This window comes from Streptomyces sp. NBC_00988 (genome assembly GCF_045162645.1).
Lineage (GTDB): Bacteria > Actinomycetota > Actinomycetes > Streptomycetales > Streptomycetaceae > Streptomyces.
The window spans coordinates 4,892,006-4,909,621 of record NZ_CP108730.1 but is presented as its reverse complement, the minus strand read 5'-3'; the positions used below and the strand labels follow the sequence as shown (position 1 = coordinate 4,909,621).

The 17,616-nt window shown below is 72.5% G+C and carries 16 protein-coding genes; 5 read left to right on the top strand and 11 right to left on the bottom strand.

Going from position 1 to position 17,616, the window contains the following annotated elements:
* The first annotated feature begins 21 nt into the window (after nt 1-21).
* The gene (locus OG496_RS22290) at nt 22-954 is read left to right on the top strand and encodes a chaplin family protein (RefSeq protein ID WP_405972139.1); all 933 of its coding nucleotides are present in this window, start codon (nt 22-24) and stop codon (nt 952-954) included.
* A gap of 44 nt (nt 955-998) precedes the next feature.
* Here OG496_RS22290 and OG496_RS22285 read toward each other — a convergent pair whose 3' ends face one another.
* Both OG496_RS22285 and OG496_RS22280 read right to left on the bottom strand, forming a co-directional pair.
* Nucleotides 999-2,255 carry an NAD(P)-binding domain-containing protein gene (locus OG496_RS22285; protein WP_405972138.1) on the bottom strand — a complete coding sequence of 419 codons (1,257 nt, stop codon included), beginning with the start codon at nt 2,253-2,255 and terminating at the stop codon, nt 999-1,001.
* Nucleotides 2,255-3,565 (bottom strand): ATP-grasp domain-containing protein, encoded by a 1,311-nt coding sequence (locus OG496_RS22280; RefSeq protein WP_405972137.1) that lies wholly within the window; start codon nt 3,563-3,565, stop codon nt 2,255-2,257. The genes OG496_RS22285 and OG496_RS22280 overlap by 1 nt, the downstream gene beginning before the upstream one ends.
* Before the next feature lie 153 nt (nt 3,566-3,718).
* Between OG496_RS22280 and OG496_RS22275 the strand changes: the two genes are divergently transcribed.
* Complete coding sequence (locus OG496_RS22275) at nt 3,719-4,999, top strand: glycoside hydrolase family 26 protein (RefSeq protein ID WP_405972136.1); 1,281 nt, start codon at nt 3,719-3,721, stop codon at nt 4,997-4,999.
* Nucleotides 5,000-5,021: 22 nt separating this feature from the next.
* Here OG496_RS22275 and OG496_RS22270 read toward each other — a convergent pair whose 3' ends face one another.
* From OG496_RS22270 to OG496_RS22230, 9 genes are all read right to left on the bottom strand, one after another.
* Entirely contained in the window at nt 5,022-6,125 is a 1,104-nt protein-coding gene (locus OG496_RS22270) for a GNAT family N-acetyltransferase (protein WP_405972135.1), read from the bottom strand.
* Nucleotides 6,122-6,754 carry a lipopolysaccharide biosynthesis protein gene (locus OG496_RS22265; RefSeq protein WP_405972134.1) on the bottom strand — a complete coding sequence of 211 codons (633 nt, stop codon included), beginning with the start codon at nt 6,752-6,754 and terminating at the stop codon, nt 6,122-6,124. Before OG496_RS22265 ends, OG496_RS22270 begins: the two co-directional genes overlap by 4 nt.
* Nucleotides 6,751-7,905, bottom strand: a complete 1,155-nt coding sequence (locus tag OG496_RS22260; protein ID WP_405972133.1) for a glycosyltransferase — start codon at nt 7,903-7,905, stop codon at nt 6,751-6,753. The genes OG496_RS22265 and OG496_RS22260 overlap by 4 nt, the downstream gene beginning before the upstream one ends.
* Complete coding sequence (locus OG496_RS22255; RefSeq protein WP_405972132.1) at nt 7,902-8,660, bottom strand: polysaccharide deacetylase family protein; 759 nt, start codon at nt 8,658-8,660, stop codon at nt 7,902-7,904. The genes OG496_RS22260 and OG496_RS22255 overlap by 4 nt, the downstream gene beginning before the upstream one ends.
* The gene (gene murJ / locus OG496_RS22250; RefSeq protein ID WP_405972131.1) at nt 8,644-10,377 is read right to left on the bottom strand and encodes a murein biosynthesis integral membrane protein MurJ; all 1,734 of its coding nucleotides are present in this window, start codon (nt 10,375-10,377) and stop codon (nt 8,644-8,646) included. Before murJ ends, OG496_RS22255 begins: the two co-directional genes overlap by 17 nt.
* Nucleotides 10,374-11,708 (bottom strand): O-antigen ligase family protein, encoded by a 1,335-nt coding sequence (locus OG496_RS22245; RefSeq protein WP_366490731.1) that lies wholly within the window; start codon nt 11,706-11,708, stop codon nt 10,374-10,376. The genes murJ and OG496_RS22245 overlap by 4 nt, the downstream gene beginning before the upstream one ends.
* 66 nt (nt 11,709-11,774) lie before the next feature.
* Complete coding sequence (locus OG496_RS22240) at nt 11,775-13,196, bottom strand: sugar transferase (RefSeq protein WP_366490732.1); 1,422 nt, start codon at nt 13,194-13,196, stop codon at nt 11,775-11,777.
* The gene (locus OG496_RS22235) at nt 13,193-14,368 is read right to left on the bottom strand and encodes a glycosyltransferase (RefSeq protein WP_405972130.1); all 1,176 of its coding nucleotides are present in this window, start codon (nt 14,366-14,368) and stop codon (nt 13,193-13,195) included. Before OG496_RS22235 ends, OG496_RS22240 begins: the two co-directional genes overlap by 4 nt.
* 53 nt (nt 14,369-14,421) lie before the next feature.
* Nucleotides 14,422-15,501, bottom strand: coding sequence for a DUF3344 domain-containing protein (locus OG496_RS22230; RefSeq protein ID WP_405972129.1), 1,080 nt, complete (start codon nt 15,499-15,501; stop codon nt 14,422-14,424).
* A gap of 254 nt (nt 15,502-15,755) precedes the next feature.
* Here OG496_RS22230 and chpG point away from each other — a divergent pair, with 254 nt between their 5' ends.
* The 3 genes from chpG to OG496_RS22215 all read left to right on the top strand — a co-directional run bounded on the left by chpG (nt 15,756) and on the right by OG496_RS22215 (nt 17,510).
* A complete protein-coding gene (gene chpG / locus OG496_RS22225) occupies nt 15,756-15,995 on the top strand; it encodes a chaplin ChpG (RefSeq protein ID WP_019065678.1) in 240 nt (79 codons plus the stop codon).
* Nucleotides 15,996-16,255: 260 nt separating this feature from the next.
* Complete coding sequence (locus tag OG496_RS22220) at nt 16,256-16,963, top strand: hypothetical protein (RefSeq protein ID WP_399391736.1); 708 nt, start codon at nt 16,256-16,258, stop codon at nt 16,961-16,963.
* Between the two features lie 256 nt (nt 16,964-17,219).
* Nucleotides 17,220-17,510, top strand: a complete 291-nt coding sequence (locus OG496_RS22215) for a hypothetical protein (RefSeq protein ID WP_033284544.1) — start codon at nt 17,220-17,222, stop codon at nt 17,508-17,510.
* Nucleotides 17,511-17,616: the final 106 nt, after the last annotated feature.

Genomic DNA, 17,616 nt, shown 5'->3' with positions numbered 1-17,616 from the left:
TCAAGCAGGAAGACAACGAGATTGCGACAGACCCTGGGTAAGGGAATGGTCGCGGCGGCCGCCGCGACGAGCATTCTGTCCCTGTGCGGCAGCCCCGCCCTGGCCGATTCGTACACCGGCGGCGCTGCCAAGGATTCGCCGGGCGTCCTGTCCGGCAACAGCCTCCAGGTCCCGGTCGACGTACCGGTCAACGCCTGTGGCAACACCGCCGACGGGGTGTCCGGGCTCAACCCCACGTTCGGCAACTCCTGCGCCGGCGGCAAGGACGAGCACCGGCACGGCGACCACCACCGGTGGACCGAGCCGTCGTACGGGGACTCCGACGACGATTCGGGTTACGGCGGCTACGGCCACGACCACGGCTCCGGCTCCGGCTATGGAGACGACTCGGGCTACGGCTCCGGCGGTGAGTCGGGTTACGGGCACGGAGATCACACGGGTTACGGCCACGGAGATCACTCGGGCTACGGCACCCCGGACTGCGAGGAGACGCCTCCTCCCACGGGCGGGCACCACCACACGCCGCCTCCTCCGCACACGCCGCCCCATCACACCCCGCCGCCGCATCACACTCCGCCCCCTCATCACACCCCGCCTCCGCCCACGGGTGGACACCACACGCCGCCGCCCCCCACCGGTGGCGAACACACCCCGCCTCCCCCTACGGGTGGGCACCACACGCCGCCGCCTCCCACCGGCGGGCATCACACGCCGCCGCCTCCCACCGGCGGCAACCACACCCCGCCCCCTCCCACGGGTGGGCATCACACCCCGCCGCCTCCCACGGGCGGGCACCACACGCCTCCGCCCACCGGTGGGGAGCACACACCGCCGCCGCCCGTTCTGGCGCACACCGGCAGTGAGGCCATGCTGGCCACTTCGGGTGTCAGTGCCGCGCTGATCGCGGGTGGCACGATCCTCTACCGACGAGGCCGAGCCGCGTCCCGTAGGTAAGACGCACGGGGTGCCGGACGTCACCGCCCGGCACACCCGCGCCGTCAGCGCCGTACGAAAGTCGGCGTGCTCCGTCGGCCCGGTGCCGGGATCATGCCGCCGCGGGGCTCCGAGCGCAGTCGGCGCTCGACTCCCCGAACCAGCGCGCCCGCCGTGTACGTGGCGCCGTGCACGAAGCGCATCGCCGGGCCGAAGCCCGAGGCCGTCACCAGGCCCGCCATGAAGAGGCCGGGGTGCGAGGACTCGAAGTCCCGGCCGATTTCCGGGGAGCCGTCGGCGACCGCGGTCAGGGAGCCCCTCAACTCGCTGGAGAGCAGCCCGAGTCGGTTGGTCGTCGCCTTGAACCCCGTTGCAGCGATGACGTGTTCGGTGTCCAGGATCCGCGTACCGCCCGCCCGGCTCACCGTCTCCAGGCGTACCCCGCCCGGCACCACGTCGGCCGCCGCTACCTCGTGGCCGAGGAGCACCTCCACCGCCGGTTCGACCCGGTCCCGCACCCACCAAGCACCCGCCGGACCAAGGGCGTTGGCCGCGATCCTGGCCCGGGTCGACTCCGGGAGGCGGTGGAAGAGGTCGGGACGCTCGGAGTAGAACCAGTTGCGCCAGCCGGGGCCCAGCCCGCTGTGCGGGGAGCGGGCCGACTGCCACCACGGGCGCTCCCACGCCGGCGGCACGTCGTTCCAGAAGAGTTCGTCGGCGCGTGCCAACACCCGTACCCGCGTGCCCTGTTCGGCGAGCAGGGCCGCCGTCTCCAGTGCCGCCTGGCCGCCGCCGATCACCGTGACGTCCTTGCCGCGGAACTCGTCCAGCGCGCTGTGGTGGCTGCTGTGCGAGACGAGGGTCCGGCCCAACCCCCGCAGCGCGGACGGGATTTCGACGAAGGGCATGACGCCGACCGCGAGCGCGACGGTCCGGGCGTGCAGCACCGTGCCGTCGTCGGTCACCGCCTCGAAGCCGCCGGGCACCGGCGCGATCCGCTCCACCGTCCGCTCGTCCACCTCCGGGACGGCGTTGCGCGCGAACCACAGGCCGTACGAGGCGAACATCTCGACCGGGATCGGCTCCCCGTGCCGGGCCTCCACGCCCTGGCCGGCGCAGTACACGTCAAGCGGCCAACGGCCTTCAGGGTCCGACAAGTTGGAGGCCCAGGGCTCCGACTTGAGGAACATGCCCCGGGGCATGTGGTCGCGCCAGGACGCCATCGGCCGGCCGAAGACGCGCAGGTTCAGCCCCGCGGCCGCGGCGTGGGACGCGATGGACAGGCCGTACGGGCCCGCGCCCACCACCAGCAGGTCGTACATCAGCAGCTGCTCGCTTTCTCGTCATCGCTCAACTCGGTCAATTTCGTCAACTCGGCTGGTTCGACAGGCCCGTTGGGGTGACTCTCGCCCGCCTGCCGGACCACGCGCGGCTCCGCCGTGCGCGGCGCCGGCGCCGTCCCGACCAGCCGCTCGCGCACCTTGCGCAGCACATGCCGGCCCCAGAGCCCCCACATCGCGCGGCCCGGCTCCGGGTCGTCCGGCGCGTGCCAGGCCAGCTCGCGTCCGCCGAGCGCCGGGCGCAGCGCGCTGAGCGGCGCGTAGTTCTCCACCACGAACACCCGCCCCGGCCGCGGCGACCCGTCCGGCAGCGGACGGTGGGTCAGGTCCAGGTGCAGGGCGCGGACGACGTCCAGGCCCGCGGAGTCGGCGAAGAGCCGGAACTGGGCGCCGGGCCGCGGGTTGAAGTCGAGCAGGTGATAGCGGCCGGTCGAGCCGCAGCGGCGGAAGTCCAGGTCGAAGATGCCGCGGTAGCCGAGCGAGGCGGTGAGCCGCTCGGCCAGCGCCTGCACCTGCGGGTTGGGCGTCCAGCGGCCCACCGCCGTCAGCCCCGCGCCACGCGGCCAGGCCCGCTGCTTGCGGCCGGACCCGCCACCGCGTACGGCACCGGACCGGTCGGCGTACCCGTGGAAGAACCAGTCACGGTCGGGCCCGGGCGGCAGGAAGGCCTGCAACAGCAGCCGGCTGCCCGCCTCCTCGGCGCGCAGGAACAGCTCGCGCGCCTCCTGCGCGCTGTGCACCACCACCGTGCTGCGCAGCCCGGTCCCGGCCGGCACCAGCCAGGGCCGGCTCCACTTCGCGACCACCGGCAGCCCCAGCTGCCAGGCGGCGCTCGCGGCCTGCGCCGGGCTCTCCGGGATCAGCGTCACCGGGTGCGGGATGTCCGCGCCCGCGCACACGGCGGCCAGTTCGGCCTTGTCCGCGACCCGTTCGGACAGCGCGCCGGGCTGCTGCGGCAGCAGATAGGAGGGCGAGAGTTCGTCGCCGAGCCGGCCGACCGCGACGGCACTCGCGTCGTCCATCGGGATCAGTACGGCGGGACGCGCGATCCGCGCCGCGACCCGGCGGAGTGTGCCGGCGATCTCGCCGGGAGACGCGCCGGGCGCCGGCGGGGGATGCATCTGGCAGACAAAGCGGGAGCTGCGTACGGGACTTCCGGCGGAATCGGCGACCACATGCACCTCCACTCCCGCCCGGCCCAGCGAACGCACGGCACCCAGCGTTCCGTGGTGAAAGGGATTCCGGTCGATCCGCAACAGAACTGCGGGGACACGGATGTCGAGCAGCGACACGGACTGTTTCCTTCGGTTCGGTTCACCCGTGCGGGCGATGGAGGAACTCGGAAGCCGTAACGGCGGTGGCGTAATTCATATTCATATGACTGAGTGTCAGTAGAAGGAAAAGCAAAGTCGGCACGGAGTACGAGAGTGGAGAGAGGAGCAGGCATGGCCCCACAGCAGCGACGGTCCCGAACCGCCCGGCTGGCCTTCATCGCGGCTACGGTCGCCGCGTCGGCGGCCTTCGCGTCGGGTCCCGGGTTCGCGGCGGGGGTGACGCGGGTCACCGATCCGCCTGCTCCCGTGACCACCACACCCGTGACCACCACACCCACGACCACCGCATCCCCGACGACCGCACCCACGCCCACCGCGCCCATGAGCCCGGCCTTCGGTGCCTTCCTCGACTCCGGGGCTCGTGGTGTGGCCCGTATGGCGGCGCTGAGCAGCTGGCTGGGCGGGGCCGAACTGCGCGTCGGCCACACCTACCTGCCGGGCAATCACTGGAGTGACATCGAGGGCGCCCCCGGTCTCCTCGACGTGTGGGCGGACTGGCGTACCGAGAAGTCCGACCGGATGCTCGTCCTCAACGTGCCGATGCAGGAGCACAACGAGGACGGCGTGTCCGACTGGCAGGTGCGGCAGCTGCTCCAGCAGGGCGCGGCCGGTCAGTTCGATCAGCACTTCAAGGCCCTCGCCGAGCGGCTGGTCGACCTGAAGGTGCCGGACACGGTGATCGTGCTCGGCTGGGAGATGAACGGCACCACGTACACCTCTCGTTGCGGGCCGGACCCGGAGGCCTGGAAGAAGTACTGGAACAGGATCGTCACCACGATGCGCTCGGTGCCGGGCCAGAAATTCCGGTTCGACTTCGATCCGAGCCGCGGCCGGGACGCCGTTCCCTGGACGCAGTGTTATCCGGGGGACGACACGGTCGACATCGTCGGAATGGATTCGTACGACCAGCCTTCCGGGCTGACGTTCGACGAGCAGGTGAAAGAGCCCTACGGACTTCAGGCACATGTGGACTTCGCCAAATCCCACGGCAAGCCCATTTCCTATCCTGAATGGGGACTCTTCCGTAACGGCGACAACGCGGAGTACATGAAGCGCATGCTCGCCTGGATGGACGAGCACAAGCCGCTGTACAACACGGTGACCGACTACTGCCCGCACGGTGTGTGGCAGTGCTCCGAGAACCCGAAGTCGTCCCAGGTCTACCGCTCGGTCCTGTTCGGCCGCACCGAGGACCCGACCACGACACCGACCGCACCCACCACACCCACGACCCCGGTCACCCCGGAGCCGACCAAGCCGACCGCGCCCACCACACCGCCCACCCCGACGCACCCGGCCAACTGCTCGCCGGTCGAGCTGGGCGACTGGGTGGAGTACTGGCTCGGCGGGAAGCTGTGCGTGAAGTTCGACTGGTGGCAGCGCGACCGCTGAACCAGAGGTGGCGGCGGGCCGCTCACGGTCCGTCGCCACCGCGTTCCTTCCACTTCCGCAGGAGCACCTTGCCCCGCCGGCGCGCGGCGACGTCGCAGACGACCGCCGACATCAGCGGCGCCGTGCGCCGCCGGGCCAGCAACAGCCGCTGGTTGACGACCGGTTCGGGCCGCCAGTGATGCTTGTACGGCTCGTCCCCGCGCAACAGGCTCAGCGTGCGCGGCCCGTCGGCGCCGGTGTGCTCGGCGCACGCGTCGAGCAGCATCACCGCCACATCCGCCTTCCGCTCCCGCAGCCGCGGATGCGCGCCGTAGAGATAACCCCCCGCGAGCCGCCGCGACAACAGCGTCAGATCTACGGCGACCACGTCCTCGTCGAGCCGGAACTCGGTGACGACGGCGTCCCCGGAGCGCACCATCGGCCCGACCGAGCGCACCAGGTGTTCGCAGAACCGGGTCTGGAGATGCTCGGACGTCACCTTCCGTCCCTGCCACTGGAGTTCGTGCAGTTCCAGCAGCCGCCGTAGCGCCGAGTCCACCCCGTCCGGATGTACGACGTGACGCTCGACGCCGAGCGCGGTCAGCTTGCGGAGCTTGGCGCGGACGCGTTGCGCCTTGGAGGAGGGGAGACGGGCGACCAGTTCGTCCATCGGTACGGCGGGCAGCTCCAGGCACAGCGAGTCGTGGACGCGGCGGCGGGGGCCGCGCCAGCGGTCGTAGACGCGCTCGACCGCGCCGCCGGGGCGCACCTCGCGGAAGTCGATCAGCGCGGTGCGGGCGGCGGCCGCGAGGCCCTCGGTGAGCGCGGCGACGGCCGGGTCGCCGTGGTCGTCGTCCAACAGGACGTCCCCGTAGTCGGAGATCGCGCCGCCGAGCGGGACCAGTGAGGGCACCGGACGTCGTACGAGCATCAGGGGTGCGGCGGCGACGAGTTCGCGGCCGTCGCGGACAACTAGCAGGCGCAGGCGGCCTGTTCGGCCGTACGACAGCCACCAGGAGTGCAGCCAGGCATGCGACTGGAACGGGGTCGCCGCGCCGCACTTCTGGTACAACCGGCCCCAGGCCGGGGCGAGTTCGGCGAACTCCTGGGCGTCGGTGACGAGTTCGGTCGAGTACACCGGTGTCACAGCACGTCGGCCGCGGTGGCCGGGCTGGGCACGGAGGCGGGTCGGCCGGTCTCCTCGGTGGTCCGGCGCGGCCGGACGAGCAGCAGCAGGCCGCCGAGGAGACCGCCCGCGCTCGCGCCGACCAGGCCGGTCACCGCGGCCGAGGCCGAGGTGGGCGCGGCGGGCTTGATGGCGCGGGCGAAGGTCTGGAGTTCGACGTGGGTGTCGGCCTTCGCGTCGTTCGCGTGCACGGTCAGCGAGCGGGACACGGCGTTGGCCATGTCGGCGGCGAGGTCGGCACGCGAGGAGGTGGCCGTGACGGCGACCATCGGCGCGTCCGGCGAGGTCGCCGTCTGCACGCTCGACTGCAGCGTCTTCACCGGCACGCCCGCCCACACCTGCGCGTCCCCGAGCACCGCGAGCTGCGTGGCGACCCGGCCGTAGGCCTGCGCGAAACCGAGCGCGGTCGACGAGTCCGCCTTGTCGGTGGGGACGGCGATGATGTAGCTGGTGGCCGTGTACGTCGGGGGCTTGACGACGCCGTACGCGCCGCCGAGCAGGCCGCCGGTCACGGCGCCGGCCGCGAGGAGGGACCAGGCCGGGAGGGCTTTCGCGCGGCTGAGGGGGAGGTGCTGTCGGATCTCGGTCATGAGGAACTGGCTCCCTGGGGTGCGGGGGACGGCGACGAGGTGGAGACCGCGGCCGCGTACACGTCCATGAGTTGGGCGGCGCTGCGGGTGATGCAGTAGTGGTGGGCGGCGTCCGGTGCGGTGCGCGGCCGCGGGCCCTGCGCGCGGGCCGCCGCCAGCGCGCGGGCGAAGACCTCGGGGCCGCCCTGCACGCGCCGGGCGGCGGCCGCGGCCTGCGGGGGGAGGTCCTCGATGGCGGGGCAGGAGGCGTAGAGCACGGGCAGCCCGGACGCGAGCCCTTCTACGACCGCCAGGCCGAAGGCCTCCTCGGGGGACGGGGAGGCGAGCAGGTCCATCGCGGCGGTGAGGGAGGGCAGGTCGGGGCCCGGTGAGCCGTCGGGTGTGTAGGGGCGTTCGCCGGTGAACAGCACCCGGTCGGCGACCCCGTAGTCGTGGGCCGTGCGGCGCAGGAGGTTCTCCTCGGTGCCGCCGCCGACCAGCAACAGCCAGTAGTCGTCCGGGAGTTGGGCCAGGGCGCGGACCAGGACGTCGAAGCGTTTGCCTGCGGCGAGGCGGCCGATGCCGCCGACGACGTACGCGCCCTCGGGCAGGCCGAGCCGCTGGCGGGTGCGCAGGCGTTGGACCGGGTCGAAGCGGAAGCGGGCCAGGTCGATGCCGTTGGGGACCACTTCGATGCGCGGGCCGGGTACGCCCCAGCGCTTCAGGCGCTCGGCGACCGTGGGGGAGACGGCGACCGTCGAGCGGCCCAGGCGTTCGCTGGCGAGGTACAGGGCGCGGACCCCGGTGCTGAGGCCGCGGCCCTCCATCTGCGAGTCGCCCAGGGAGTGTTCGGTGGCGACGACCGCCTTCACGCCCGCGATCCGGGCGGCGAGCCGGCCGTAGACGCAGGCGCGGTAGAGGTGGGTGTGGACGAGGTCGTAGTGGCCGGTGCGGATGAGGCGGACCAGGCGGGGGAGGGCGGCGAGGTCGCGGTTGCCGGTCATGCCGAGGTGGAAGACGCGCACCCCGTCGGCGGTCAGACCGGCGGCGACCGCGCCCGGGTTGGTGAGCGTCACGACGTCGCAGTCGACCGGCAAGTGCCGGATGAGCAGCCGCAGTTGCTGCTCGGCGCCGCCGACGCCGAGCCCGGTGATGATGTGCAGGGCCCTCATGCGAGCCCCTCCACCGGACGCCGGCGCAGGCGGTGCAGCCGGTACTTGAGGAAGAGGCGTACGGCGGTGTCGTTCTGGCCGATGTGGACGCGGGGGAGCGCGTGCGGGCCGTTGAGGTCGCCGGGGTCGATGGCGCAGGCGTAGGCGTAACCGGCCTCGCGGACGGCGTCCATGGCGCGGGCGTCGATCGTGCCGTAGGGGTAACAGAAGCCGTCGACGGGGGAGTTGAGCAACTCCTGTAGCTGGGAACGGCTTTCGGTGACCTCGGCGCGCAGGGTGACGTCGTCCGCCCTCGTGAGGTCGACGTGGGTCAGGCCGTGGGAGCCGATCTCGACGCCCTCGGCGGCCGCTTGGCGGATGCCGTCGGCGGTGAGGAGGGGTTTGCGGGGGCCCAGTGGGTCCCAGGCGTTGTCGCCGCCGAGCCTGCCGGGGAGGACGAAGAGGGTGGCGCCGCAGTCCCAACGGGCCAGCAGGGGAAGGGCATTGGCGACGAAGTCGGCGTAGCCGTCGTCGAAGGTGAGACCGACCAGACCGTGGCCCTCGCCCCGGGCGCGGGCGGCGAGCATGTCGGCCATGGACACGCCCCGCAGACCGCGCCTGCGCAGCCAACTCAGCTGCTGTTCGAGGCGGTCGGGGGTGACCGTGATGCGGTAGGGGTCGTCGGAGCAGTCGCCCACGGAGTGGTACATCGCCACCCACGGGACCGGGCCCGTGACGCGTCTGCCGGTGGTCGGGGAATCAACGGGAGCGGCCATGGATGAGCCTTCGTGTGATCGAGCGTACGGATTCCAGTGCGGGTGCGAAGCCCTGGGCGCCCAGGGCCCAGCCGAGCAGGACGAAGACGACGGTGACGGTCGTGCAGCCGACGGTCAGACCGAGCAGCGGCGAGGGCAGCGCGCGGGCCACGAACGCCCCCGCGATCGTCGCGACCACGGCCGCGCGCACCGGCCGGCTCAGCTCGATCAGGACCTGCCGGGTGCGGAGCGGGACACTGCGCGGGCCCGATCCGTAGAGCAGGAGCAGGGCGGTGAAGGTGATGCCGGTGGCGTTGGCGACGGCGATGCCGATGACGCCCCAGGGGCCGACCGTCCAGGCGCCGATCCAGGTGGTCACGACGATGCCGGCGGCCATCGCGCCGACCGGGTACCAGGTGGGGCGGCCCGCCGAGAAGTAGGAGCGGACCAGGACGCCGACCAGGGTCTGGCCGAGCAGTCCGAGGGCGTACACGCGCATCACGCCGGCCGTGGCGGCGGTGTCGTGAGCGGTGAACGCGCCGCGCTGGAAGAGGAGTTGGATGATCTGCGGGGCGCAGGCGATCACCACGGCGGCGCCGAGCAGCACCAGGCAGGCGGCGAGCGCGAGGTCCCGCTCGACGCGGTTGCGCGCCTTCTCCGTGTCACCCTCGGCCAGCGCCCGCGCGACCACCGGGAAGGTGACCGTGCACAGCATCAGCGAGAGCACCATCGGCATCTGGGCGACCTTCTGCGCGTAGTTCAGATGCGAGATGGCGCCGGCCGGGAGGTGGGAGGCGAGGAAGCGCTCGATCAGGACCTGCGACTGACGGCACAGCGCGAAGAGCAGCACGGTGGCCATCAGGGCGAGGTTCATCGGGCGGGCCTCGGCGGGGCCCGTGTCCGGGGTGGTGGGCTTGTGGCTCGTCAACTGCCGCCACAGCGCGGGGAGTTGCGTCAGCACCATCAGGAAGCCGCCCCCGGCCACACCGAGGGCCGCCGACCGTACGCCCCAGTGGGCGCCGAAGGCGTACATCCCGGCGATGATGCCGATGTTGTACGCCACGTAGATCGCGGCCGGCGCTACGAAGCGGCGGTGGGCGCGGAGCGCCGCGCTGCAGTAGCCGGCCAGGCCGAAGCTCAGGACGCAGGTCGCGGTGAGGCGGGTGCAGCTGATGGCGAGGGCGGGGTTCGGGAGGCCGGGGGCCAGCGCTTCGACCAGGTAGGGGGCTGTGCCGATGAGCAGGGCCGATACCGCGATGAAGGCCAGGGTCAGGCGGGGCAGGGTGGTTGCCACCAGGGTGCGGACCGGGTCGCCGGGGGCGCCTTGCGCTCTGCGGGCCAGGGCCAGGCTGAAGGCCGGGATCAGGGCGAAGGCGAGGCCGTCCTCGATCAGGAGGGTGGCGGCGAATTCCGGGATGGTCCAGGCGACGAGGAAGGCGTCTGTCTCGCTGCCGGCACCGAAGAGGCGGGCCAGGGCCTGGTCCCGTGCGAGGCCCAGGAGGGAGCCGGTGATGGACAGGACGGCGGTGATCAGTGCGGCTTTGGCCAGGAAGCCGCGGGATTCGGGGGCGGGGGTGTCTTCGGAGGTGCGGGCCGGTGGCAGTAGGGGGGTGGTGTCGGTGGGGGGTTGGATGCTGCGCTGTGGGGGCTGGGCGCGCCCCGCGGCGGAGCCGCTGATCGATGCAGCCCCGCGCCCCTTGGGTGGGTTGTCCTGCTCGGTGTCGCCCGTCACCGTCATCGGGTCAGGGCCCCTTCGGCGGTTGCGCGTACCGGAGTTGCCGCACGCGGCTGCTCCTCCGCGTCTGCGCCCACCAGCGACCACCACGCCGACAGGCCGAAGACCACCGCCGTCAGGACCGTCGACGGGCCGCCGATATCCGCGTAGACGAAGTCGATCAGCTGCCAGGTCAGGAGGCCCGTGGAGACCAACGCGCAGTCCAGGCCCGGGAGTTTGGTGCGGTGGACCCGGAACAGGCCGCGCAACGCGCACACCAGCAGGGCCAGCCAGCTGCCGGCCAGGGTGACGAGGCCGAGGAGGCCCTGTTCGCTGAGGACCAGGAGGTACATGTTGTGCGGGGAGAGCAGGGGTTGTTTGAGGAAGGCGGCGCCCGCGCCCTCCGTGTCGCTGCCTGAGGAGAGGGCCAACGAGGCGTTGCCGTCCCGGTGTTCGGGGAAGCCCTTCAATCCGACGCCGGTCAACGGGTGTTCGCGCCACATCGCTGTTGCCGCCGCCCACATCGTGTAGCGGTCGATCACCGACTGGTCGGGGGCGTCGGTGACTTGGGTGATGCTGTCGATCCGCTCCTGGAGCATCGCCGTACCGATGCCGAAGCCGCCCACCAGGACGATGCCCGCCGCCGTCACCGCGGCCGCCACCTTCAGGGCCCGGCGCAGGCCCGCCAGAGCCAGCTGGATCGCGCAGGTCGCGGCCGTGGCGATCCAGGCGCCCCGGCTGAAGGAGAGGGCGAGGGGGATCAGGAGGGCGAAGGCGCAGGCGGCGGCAACTGCCCTTTGCCGTGCGTCATTTCGGCCCAGGGCGAGGGCCAGCGCGCAGATCAGGCCGAAGGACACCACCGTCGCCATGCCCATTACGTCCGTCGGGCCGAACGTGCCCACCGCGCGGATGTCCTCGCCCTGGTACGAGGCGCCGGTCGCGGTGACGTACTGCTTGACGCCGATCGCCCCCTGCCACAGCGCGAGTGCGACGAACGACCAGGCCAGCAGGCGGAAGTCGCGGCGGTCGCGGATGAGGAGGACGACGGCCGCGGGGACCAGCACGAAGATCTGCAGGTACCGGCCCAGGCCGCTGAGCCCTGCCCCCGGGGAGGACGCGCCCATCGCGGCGATCGACAGGCCCAGGACCGGAAGTCCCATGACCGCTACGGCGGTTGGGGTCAGGGGGCGGCTGCGGTCGCGGAGCAGCCGGATCCCGCAGTACAGCACCACCAGGCCGGAGACCGCGTCGGCCGGGCCCGCGCCGCCCTCGCCCGGGGCGAGCGGCAGGCCCAGCAGGGCGATCACGGCGACGACCGGGAGGACGGGGGCGAACGTGTGGACGCGGCGCAGCACGGTTCAGCTCCCCGTCGGACGTACGGGCAGGGCAGGGGCGTTCATGAGGGCTCGGTGGTTCACGGCTCAGCTCCCGGTCGGACGTACGAGCGCGGTCACCGTGCGGGCCAGGATGCAGATGTCCTGCCACAGCGACCAGTTGTCGATGTACGCGTTGTCGAACCGGCAGCGGTCCTCGATCGAGGTGTCGCCGCGCAGCCCGTGGATCTGGGCGAGGCCGGTGATGCCGGTCTGCATCCGGTGGCGGGCCGCGTAGCCGGGGTAGGTCTGGCTGAACTGGGCGACGAAGTACGGGCGTTCGGGGCGCGGGCCGACCAGGCTCATGTCGCCCCGGAACACGTTCCAGAGCTGGAGCAGTTCGTCCAGCGAGGTCTGGCGCAGGAAGCGGCAGAAGCGGCTCATCTGCGGCTCGCGCGCGATGTTCCAGCGGGTCGCCGCCTCGTGCTCGTCGACCGGGCGGTGGGTGCGGAACTTGAGCAGGGTGAAGGGGCGGCCGTCCTTGCCGATGCGCTCCTGGCGGAAGACGACACCGCGCCCGTCGGTGAGTCGGAGCACCACCGCGCACACCAGCAGCAGCGGGCTGACCAGGAGGAGCAGCGTCCCGGACGCCAGTACGTCCAGTGCCCGCTTGCCGAGGCTGCCGGGGTGGCGCGACCCCAACTCCAGCCGCCTGCAGGCGAATCCGGCGAGCTGGTCACGCATCTCGTACGACGGTGAGTCGGCGTCGACCTCCCAGACCACGCAGCCCGACTCCGCCAACGCCCGCAGCAGCGGCCCGCGTTCGGACCGTACGGAGGGATGCACGGTGAGGACGGCCCGGACGCCGTTCTGGATGAGGGCCCGCTCGACCTCCTCGCCGGTGGTCAGGACGGGCAACCCCTCGGTGCCGTCGGGGTGTTCGGCGACGATGCCGACGGGCTCGACCCCGCAGTTCGGGTGCCGCAGCACCGCCGCCGCCACGCGCTGCGCGGTCGTCGCCGGGCCGATCACGAGGGCGGTGCGGGGGCGGCTCACCAGGGCCTTGCGGCGGCGTCGGTGCACCGCGCCGCGGGCCACGCAACTTGCCGCCGATTGAAGGGCGAAGCCCAGGAGCAGGGTGCGCGGGGACAGCGCGCGGTCGGGGGCGTAGGCCGCGGTGAGCGTGCCGAGGGCGAGCCACGCGACCGCGATCCGGCCGCAGACGGCGGGCAGTTCGTCGAGGACGCGCGGCACGGCCCGGGGCAGGTGCGGGCGCAGCAGTATCGACCCGGCGATCAACAGGGCCACCAGCAGCGGTCCGCGCCGGCTGCCGGTGAGCGCGAGGGCGCCCACCAGGGCGGCGGTGAGGTCCGCGCCGAGCAACGGCAGAGGTGAGGTCGGCCGCGCGGGCGGGCGGCGGACCGGGAACCGGAAACCGCCGCCGGTGCGGCGGGGGATGACCGAGACGTTAGAGAATCCGTGGTCCCGTGGCTGTCCGCCGGGGGAGGGGACGGTGCTTTCCGCAGTCACGAGTGGATGGACTCCCTGCACTCGGTGGGCACGACGGGTTTGCCGCCGAGGAGCTCGCGATAGACCTCCGCGACCGCCTCGGCGGAGTGCCGCACGTCGTGCGTGGACTGGACGTACCGGCGCCCCTGGTGGCCGAGGGACTCGCGCAGCAGCGGGTCGAGCAGCAACTCGGCGACGGCCCCGGACAGCACCGCCGGGTTCTCGGCCGGGACCAGGCAGCGCGGCGCGAGACCGGGGGGCAGGCTCTCGCGGGCGCCTGCCACGTCCGTGACGACGACGGGCCGCCCGCAGGCCATCGCCTCCAGCGGGGCCAGCGCCATGCCCTCCCAGCGCGAGGGCAGGACCACCAGGTCGGCGGCCTGGTACCAGGGCGCGGCATCGGTGACGGCACCCGCGAACAGCACGGAATCCGGGGCGAGTTCACGCAGCGCGGCCCGGTCGGGCCCGTCGCCGACGAGCACCAGCCGCGCCTTCGGCACCTGCCGCAGGACCGCGTCCCACGCGTTCAGCAGGACGTCCTGCCCCTTCTGCCGGCACAGCCGCCCCACGCACACCACCAGCGGCGCCGCCGGATCGACCCCGGCGAGCTGCTCGATCCCGGCCCGTACGGTGTCCACGGCCGCGGGGTGGAAGCGCTCGGTGTCGATCCCGTTGGGGATCACGCTCCAGCGGCCCCGGACCCCGGCCCGCAGCCCGGTCGTCCGCTCCGCCTCGCTCACGCACACCGTCCGGGTGGCCCAGCGCGCACCCCACCGCTCCCAGCCGACGGCGAGCGTGGCGGTGACCCCGCCGACCGCCTCGAACGACCAGGCGTGCGGCTGGAACACGGTCGGGATCCGCCCCCGCACGGCGAGCCGCCCGGCGAGTCCGGCCTTCGCGCTGTGCGCGTGCACCAGATCGGGCCGCACCTCCGCGACCACCCGGGCGAGCCGCCGTACCTCGGAGACGAGCGCCGGACCGGGTGACCGGGTCGCCTCCCACAGGCGTACGTCGGCGCCGAGTGCCCGGACCCCGTCCGCGAGGCCGCCGCCGGCGGGGCAGGCGACCGTGACGTGCAGGCCGGACGCGAGCTGGGCCCGCGTCAGATCCAGGACGACACGGGCGACCCCGGCGTCCACGGGCTGGGCGAGGTGCAGGACCCGTGGCCGAGGGTCGGTTGCTGGCTGGTGCATTGCGCGTTTCCTCGCTCACGGGTGGCGCTCGGGACTGCGGGCGGGAACGCGCCTCACTGCTGGGCGTCGACGGCGACGAAGAGCGCCCCGAACCACGCCGCGTCCCGCTGGGAAACGAGCCGGAAGGCCAGCTGGTCACCGCCGGGACGCAGCGCCTTGCCGAGATCGAACACATCGGAGTCGTAGCCGAGCGTGTTCGCATACGCGGGCGCACGCTCCGAAGGCGCCGCCGCCGGGTCGCTGATCGTGGAATTCAGCACGTCGTCACGGGGGTTGGCGCCGTCACCGAGCGCGGTGGCGTTCGTACGACTGGTCGAGAGGGTGAGCGAATCCCCGGTGCGGCCGCGATCCCCGTTGTACGCCACCACGCCCGCGCGTCCCCCGGCGTGCGCGGGCACACGCACCCCGCGCATCCGGATCTCCGCGCCGGTACGGGAGTCCAGCGCGCCGAAGCCGTCCCACAACTCCAGCCGGCGCAGCGGCTCCTGCGGCTTCTCGTACGCGACGACGAGCGTCCAGCCGCCCCATGCACCGGCCGCGGACTTGCCCATCGCCGTGTTGATCTGGGCCACGGTGTAGAGGCCCGAACCACTCTCCCGGACCAGCTCGGTGACGTCCGCGGACGCCTGGAACGCGTCCGCGCCGCCCGCCACCCGGTGCCCGACGACCGTGTCCGCGAGCACCGCCTTGTACTCGCCGCCGGGCTCCGCGATCAGCACCCGGCCGTCGTCCTTGGGCGGCTTCTGCTCGCCCACGCGGAGGTTGCCGCCCCAGTACAGCCGCGCGTACGTGGCCCGGGCGCCCTCGGGCAGCCGGACCTCCGCGCGGGAGGAGTTGTAGGTGTTGGGGTCGCGGTCGACGTCTACGTAGAACATGTCGAAGTCGCCGTTGACCGCCGCCTGTCCTTCTCGTACGGCGGGGCAGGCGGCCGAGTTCGCGCGGCAGCTGATGGAGGTGTTGGCCGCGCGGACGATGCCGCCGTGCTGGAGCGCGTGATAGCGCTGGGCGAACGGGACGCGCTCGGCCTCGGCGGGCGGGGCGGATGCTCCGGATGCGGCCGGGGCCCAGATCGTGACGAGGGCGAGAGCGCCCGTCGACGCCCGGCGCAGCAGCGGACCCAGGGAATTACGCATGACCGGAGGTGCCCTTTCGGGAAGTACGGCCCCTATGTGCGATCTGATGGCTATAGGGGTACTTCGGGAGGTGCGCAACTCTAGTGGCTATCCGTATTAATCCTGCGAAACGCGACAAGTGTGTCGGAATGGTGAAGTTCGGCCCTCTGGCAGATCACCCCATTGGCGGCACAACCCCTTTGGGTGCCGCGCGTTGACACAGCGCCGGGCATCCCCGCCCGGATGTTTGTTTCAACCCCAAGGAGCACCTCTCCATGTCGCGTATCGCGAAGGGCCTGGTCCTGACCTCCGTTGCCGCCGCCGCCATGGCGGGCACCGCCGGCATCGCCGCCGCCGACAGCGACGCGCACGGCGCGGCCGCCCACTCCCCGGGCGTGCTGTCCGGCAACGTCGTCCAGGTTCCGGTCCACATCCCGGTCAACGTCTGCGGCAACACCGTCAACGTGATCGGCCTGCTGAACCCGGCCTTCGGCAACACCTGCGTCAACGACTGACGTCCGCGCGCATCACTTCGTCCGGCCGTTCTCCCGTGGGGTCTCCACGGGGGGACGGCCGGTCGGCGTTCGGCGGTGTTGCCCCGAATGGGCGGTAGCGGTCCCGGTCCGGCGCTTCGGTCTTGACATGGCCCTCACCAGGCACGACGTCGACCGTACGGCTGACGGACGGTCACCCGGCGCGTCCGACCGGTTGCAGATGGTGGTGAGCGCTTTCACGGTGGGCTCAAGATCCGAAGCACCACCGAAAGGAAACACCCATGCGTGGTCTGCCCGCACGGCGCGTCGCGTCCTCCGTGCTCTGTGCCACTGTCCTGATCGGAATCGCCGGCCCCGCGGCCGTCGCGGCCGACAACGGCTCGGCGCGGAAGCACGTCCACGCCGCGTCGAGCGCGCCGGTCCCCAACGCTGACGCACTGCTCGCCCCGGTCAAGAGCCTCGGCGACCTCGGCAGCGTGCTCACCCCCGTCACCGACCTGCTGACCCAGGCGCTCAAGGCCGACAACGGTCAGCTCTCCGCCGACCAGGCGAAGTCGCTGGGCGACGCCGTCACCGCGGCCGTCGCCAAGATCACCGCGGCGGCGCCGGCCGCACCGGCGGTTCCGGCTGTTCCCGCGGCGCCTGCCGTGCCCGCGGTTCCCGCCGTGCCCGCGCTGCCCTCGCTCAAGAGCGGTGACGACTCCAAGGCCAAGGCGCCCGCCGACCTCGCCGGTGACGCGCTCGCCTCCTTGCAGAAGGCGGTCGCCTCGCTGCTCGCGGCGGTCACCTCCGGCGATGTCGCCGGCGTCGTCCCGGCGGTCACCGGTGTCGTGACCGGCCTCGTCAACGTGGTCGCGGCCACGCTGCTCGGCGGCGGTCTGCCCGCACCGAGCCTGCCCGGTCTGCCCGCGCTGCCGTCGCTGCCGTCGACGTCCTCGCTTCCGGCGGTGCCCGCGGTACCGGCGGTTCCGGCGGTTCCGGGCGTCTGACGCGAGCAGCCGCAGAACAGTCGTAGAGCAGTCGCAGAACGGCCGTCGGGCCGGTCCCTTTCCGGGGGCCGGTCCGGCGGCCTTTTCGGTTCCACGGCCTTTTCATATGAGGATGGGAAACGCCGATGAGACACACGCCGCATTCGGGTGGGCAGCAGAAAGTTTCTGCGCACGGGGTTTCCGCCCCGGCCGGAACTCGTTACACACGGCGACAGAATTCGCTCTGGTGACATGAGTTGCCGAAGAAAGGAACACGATGAAGTCCCTGAAGGCTGCCGCTGTCGTTGCCGGGTCCCTCGCCATCGCCGGTGCCGCCGCGCCCGCGTTCGCCTACAGCCCCGCCGACGTGACGCCCACCAGCCTCACCGGCGCCGTCAACACCCTCACCAGTGGTCAGCTCCAGCCCGCCGACGTGATGCCGCTGCAGCACCAGTCGGACGCGCTCGACACCGAGAACAAGGGCTCCGCGCTCAACACCCTCAAGGGTGCGACCGCCGCGCTGAACCAGCACAACCCGCTGCTCGGCGGTCTGCCGCTGCAGAGCTGAGTCTCCCGGTGGTGTTCGAGGGGCGTCGCGAGGCGTCCCTCGTTCGTGTGGCGGGGCGCCCGTGCCATCGGCCGGACGGGTGAGAACGCGTCCGGTGGCCTTCCGG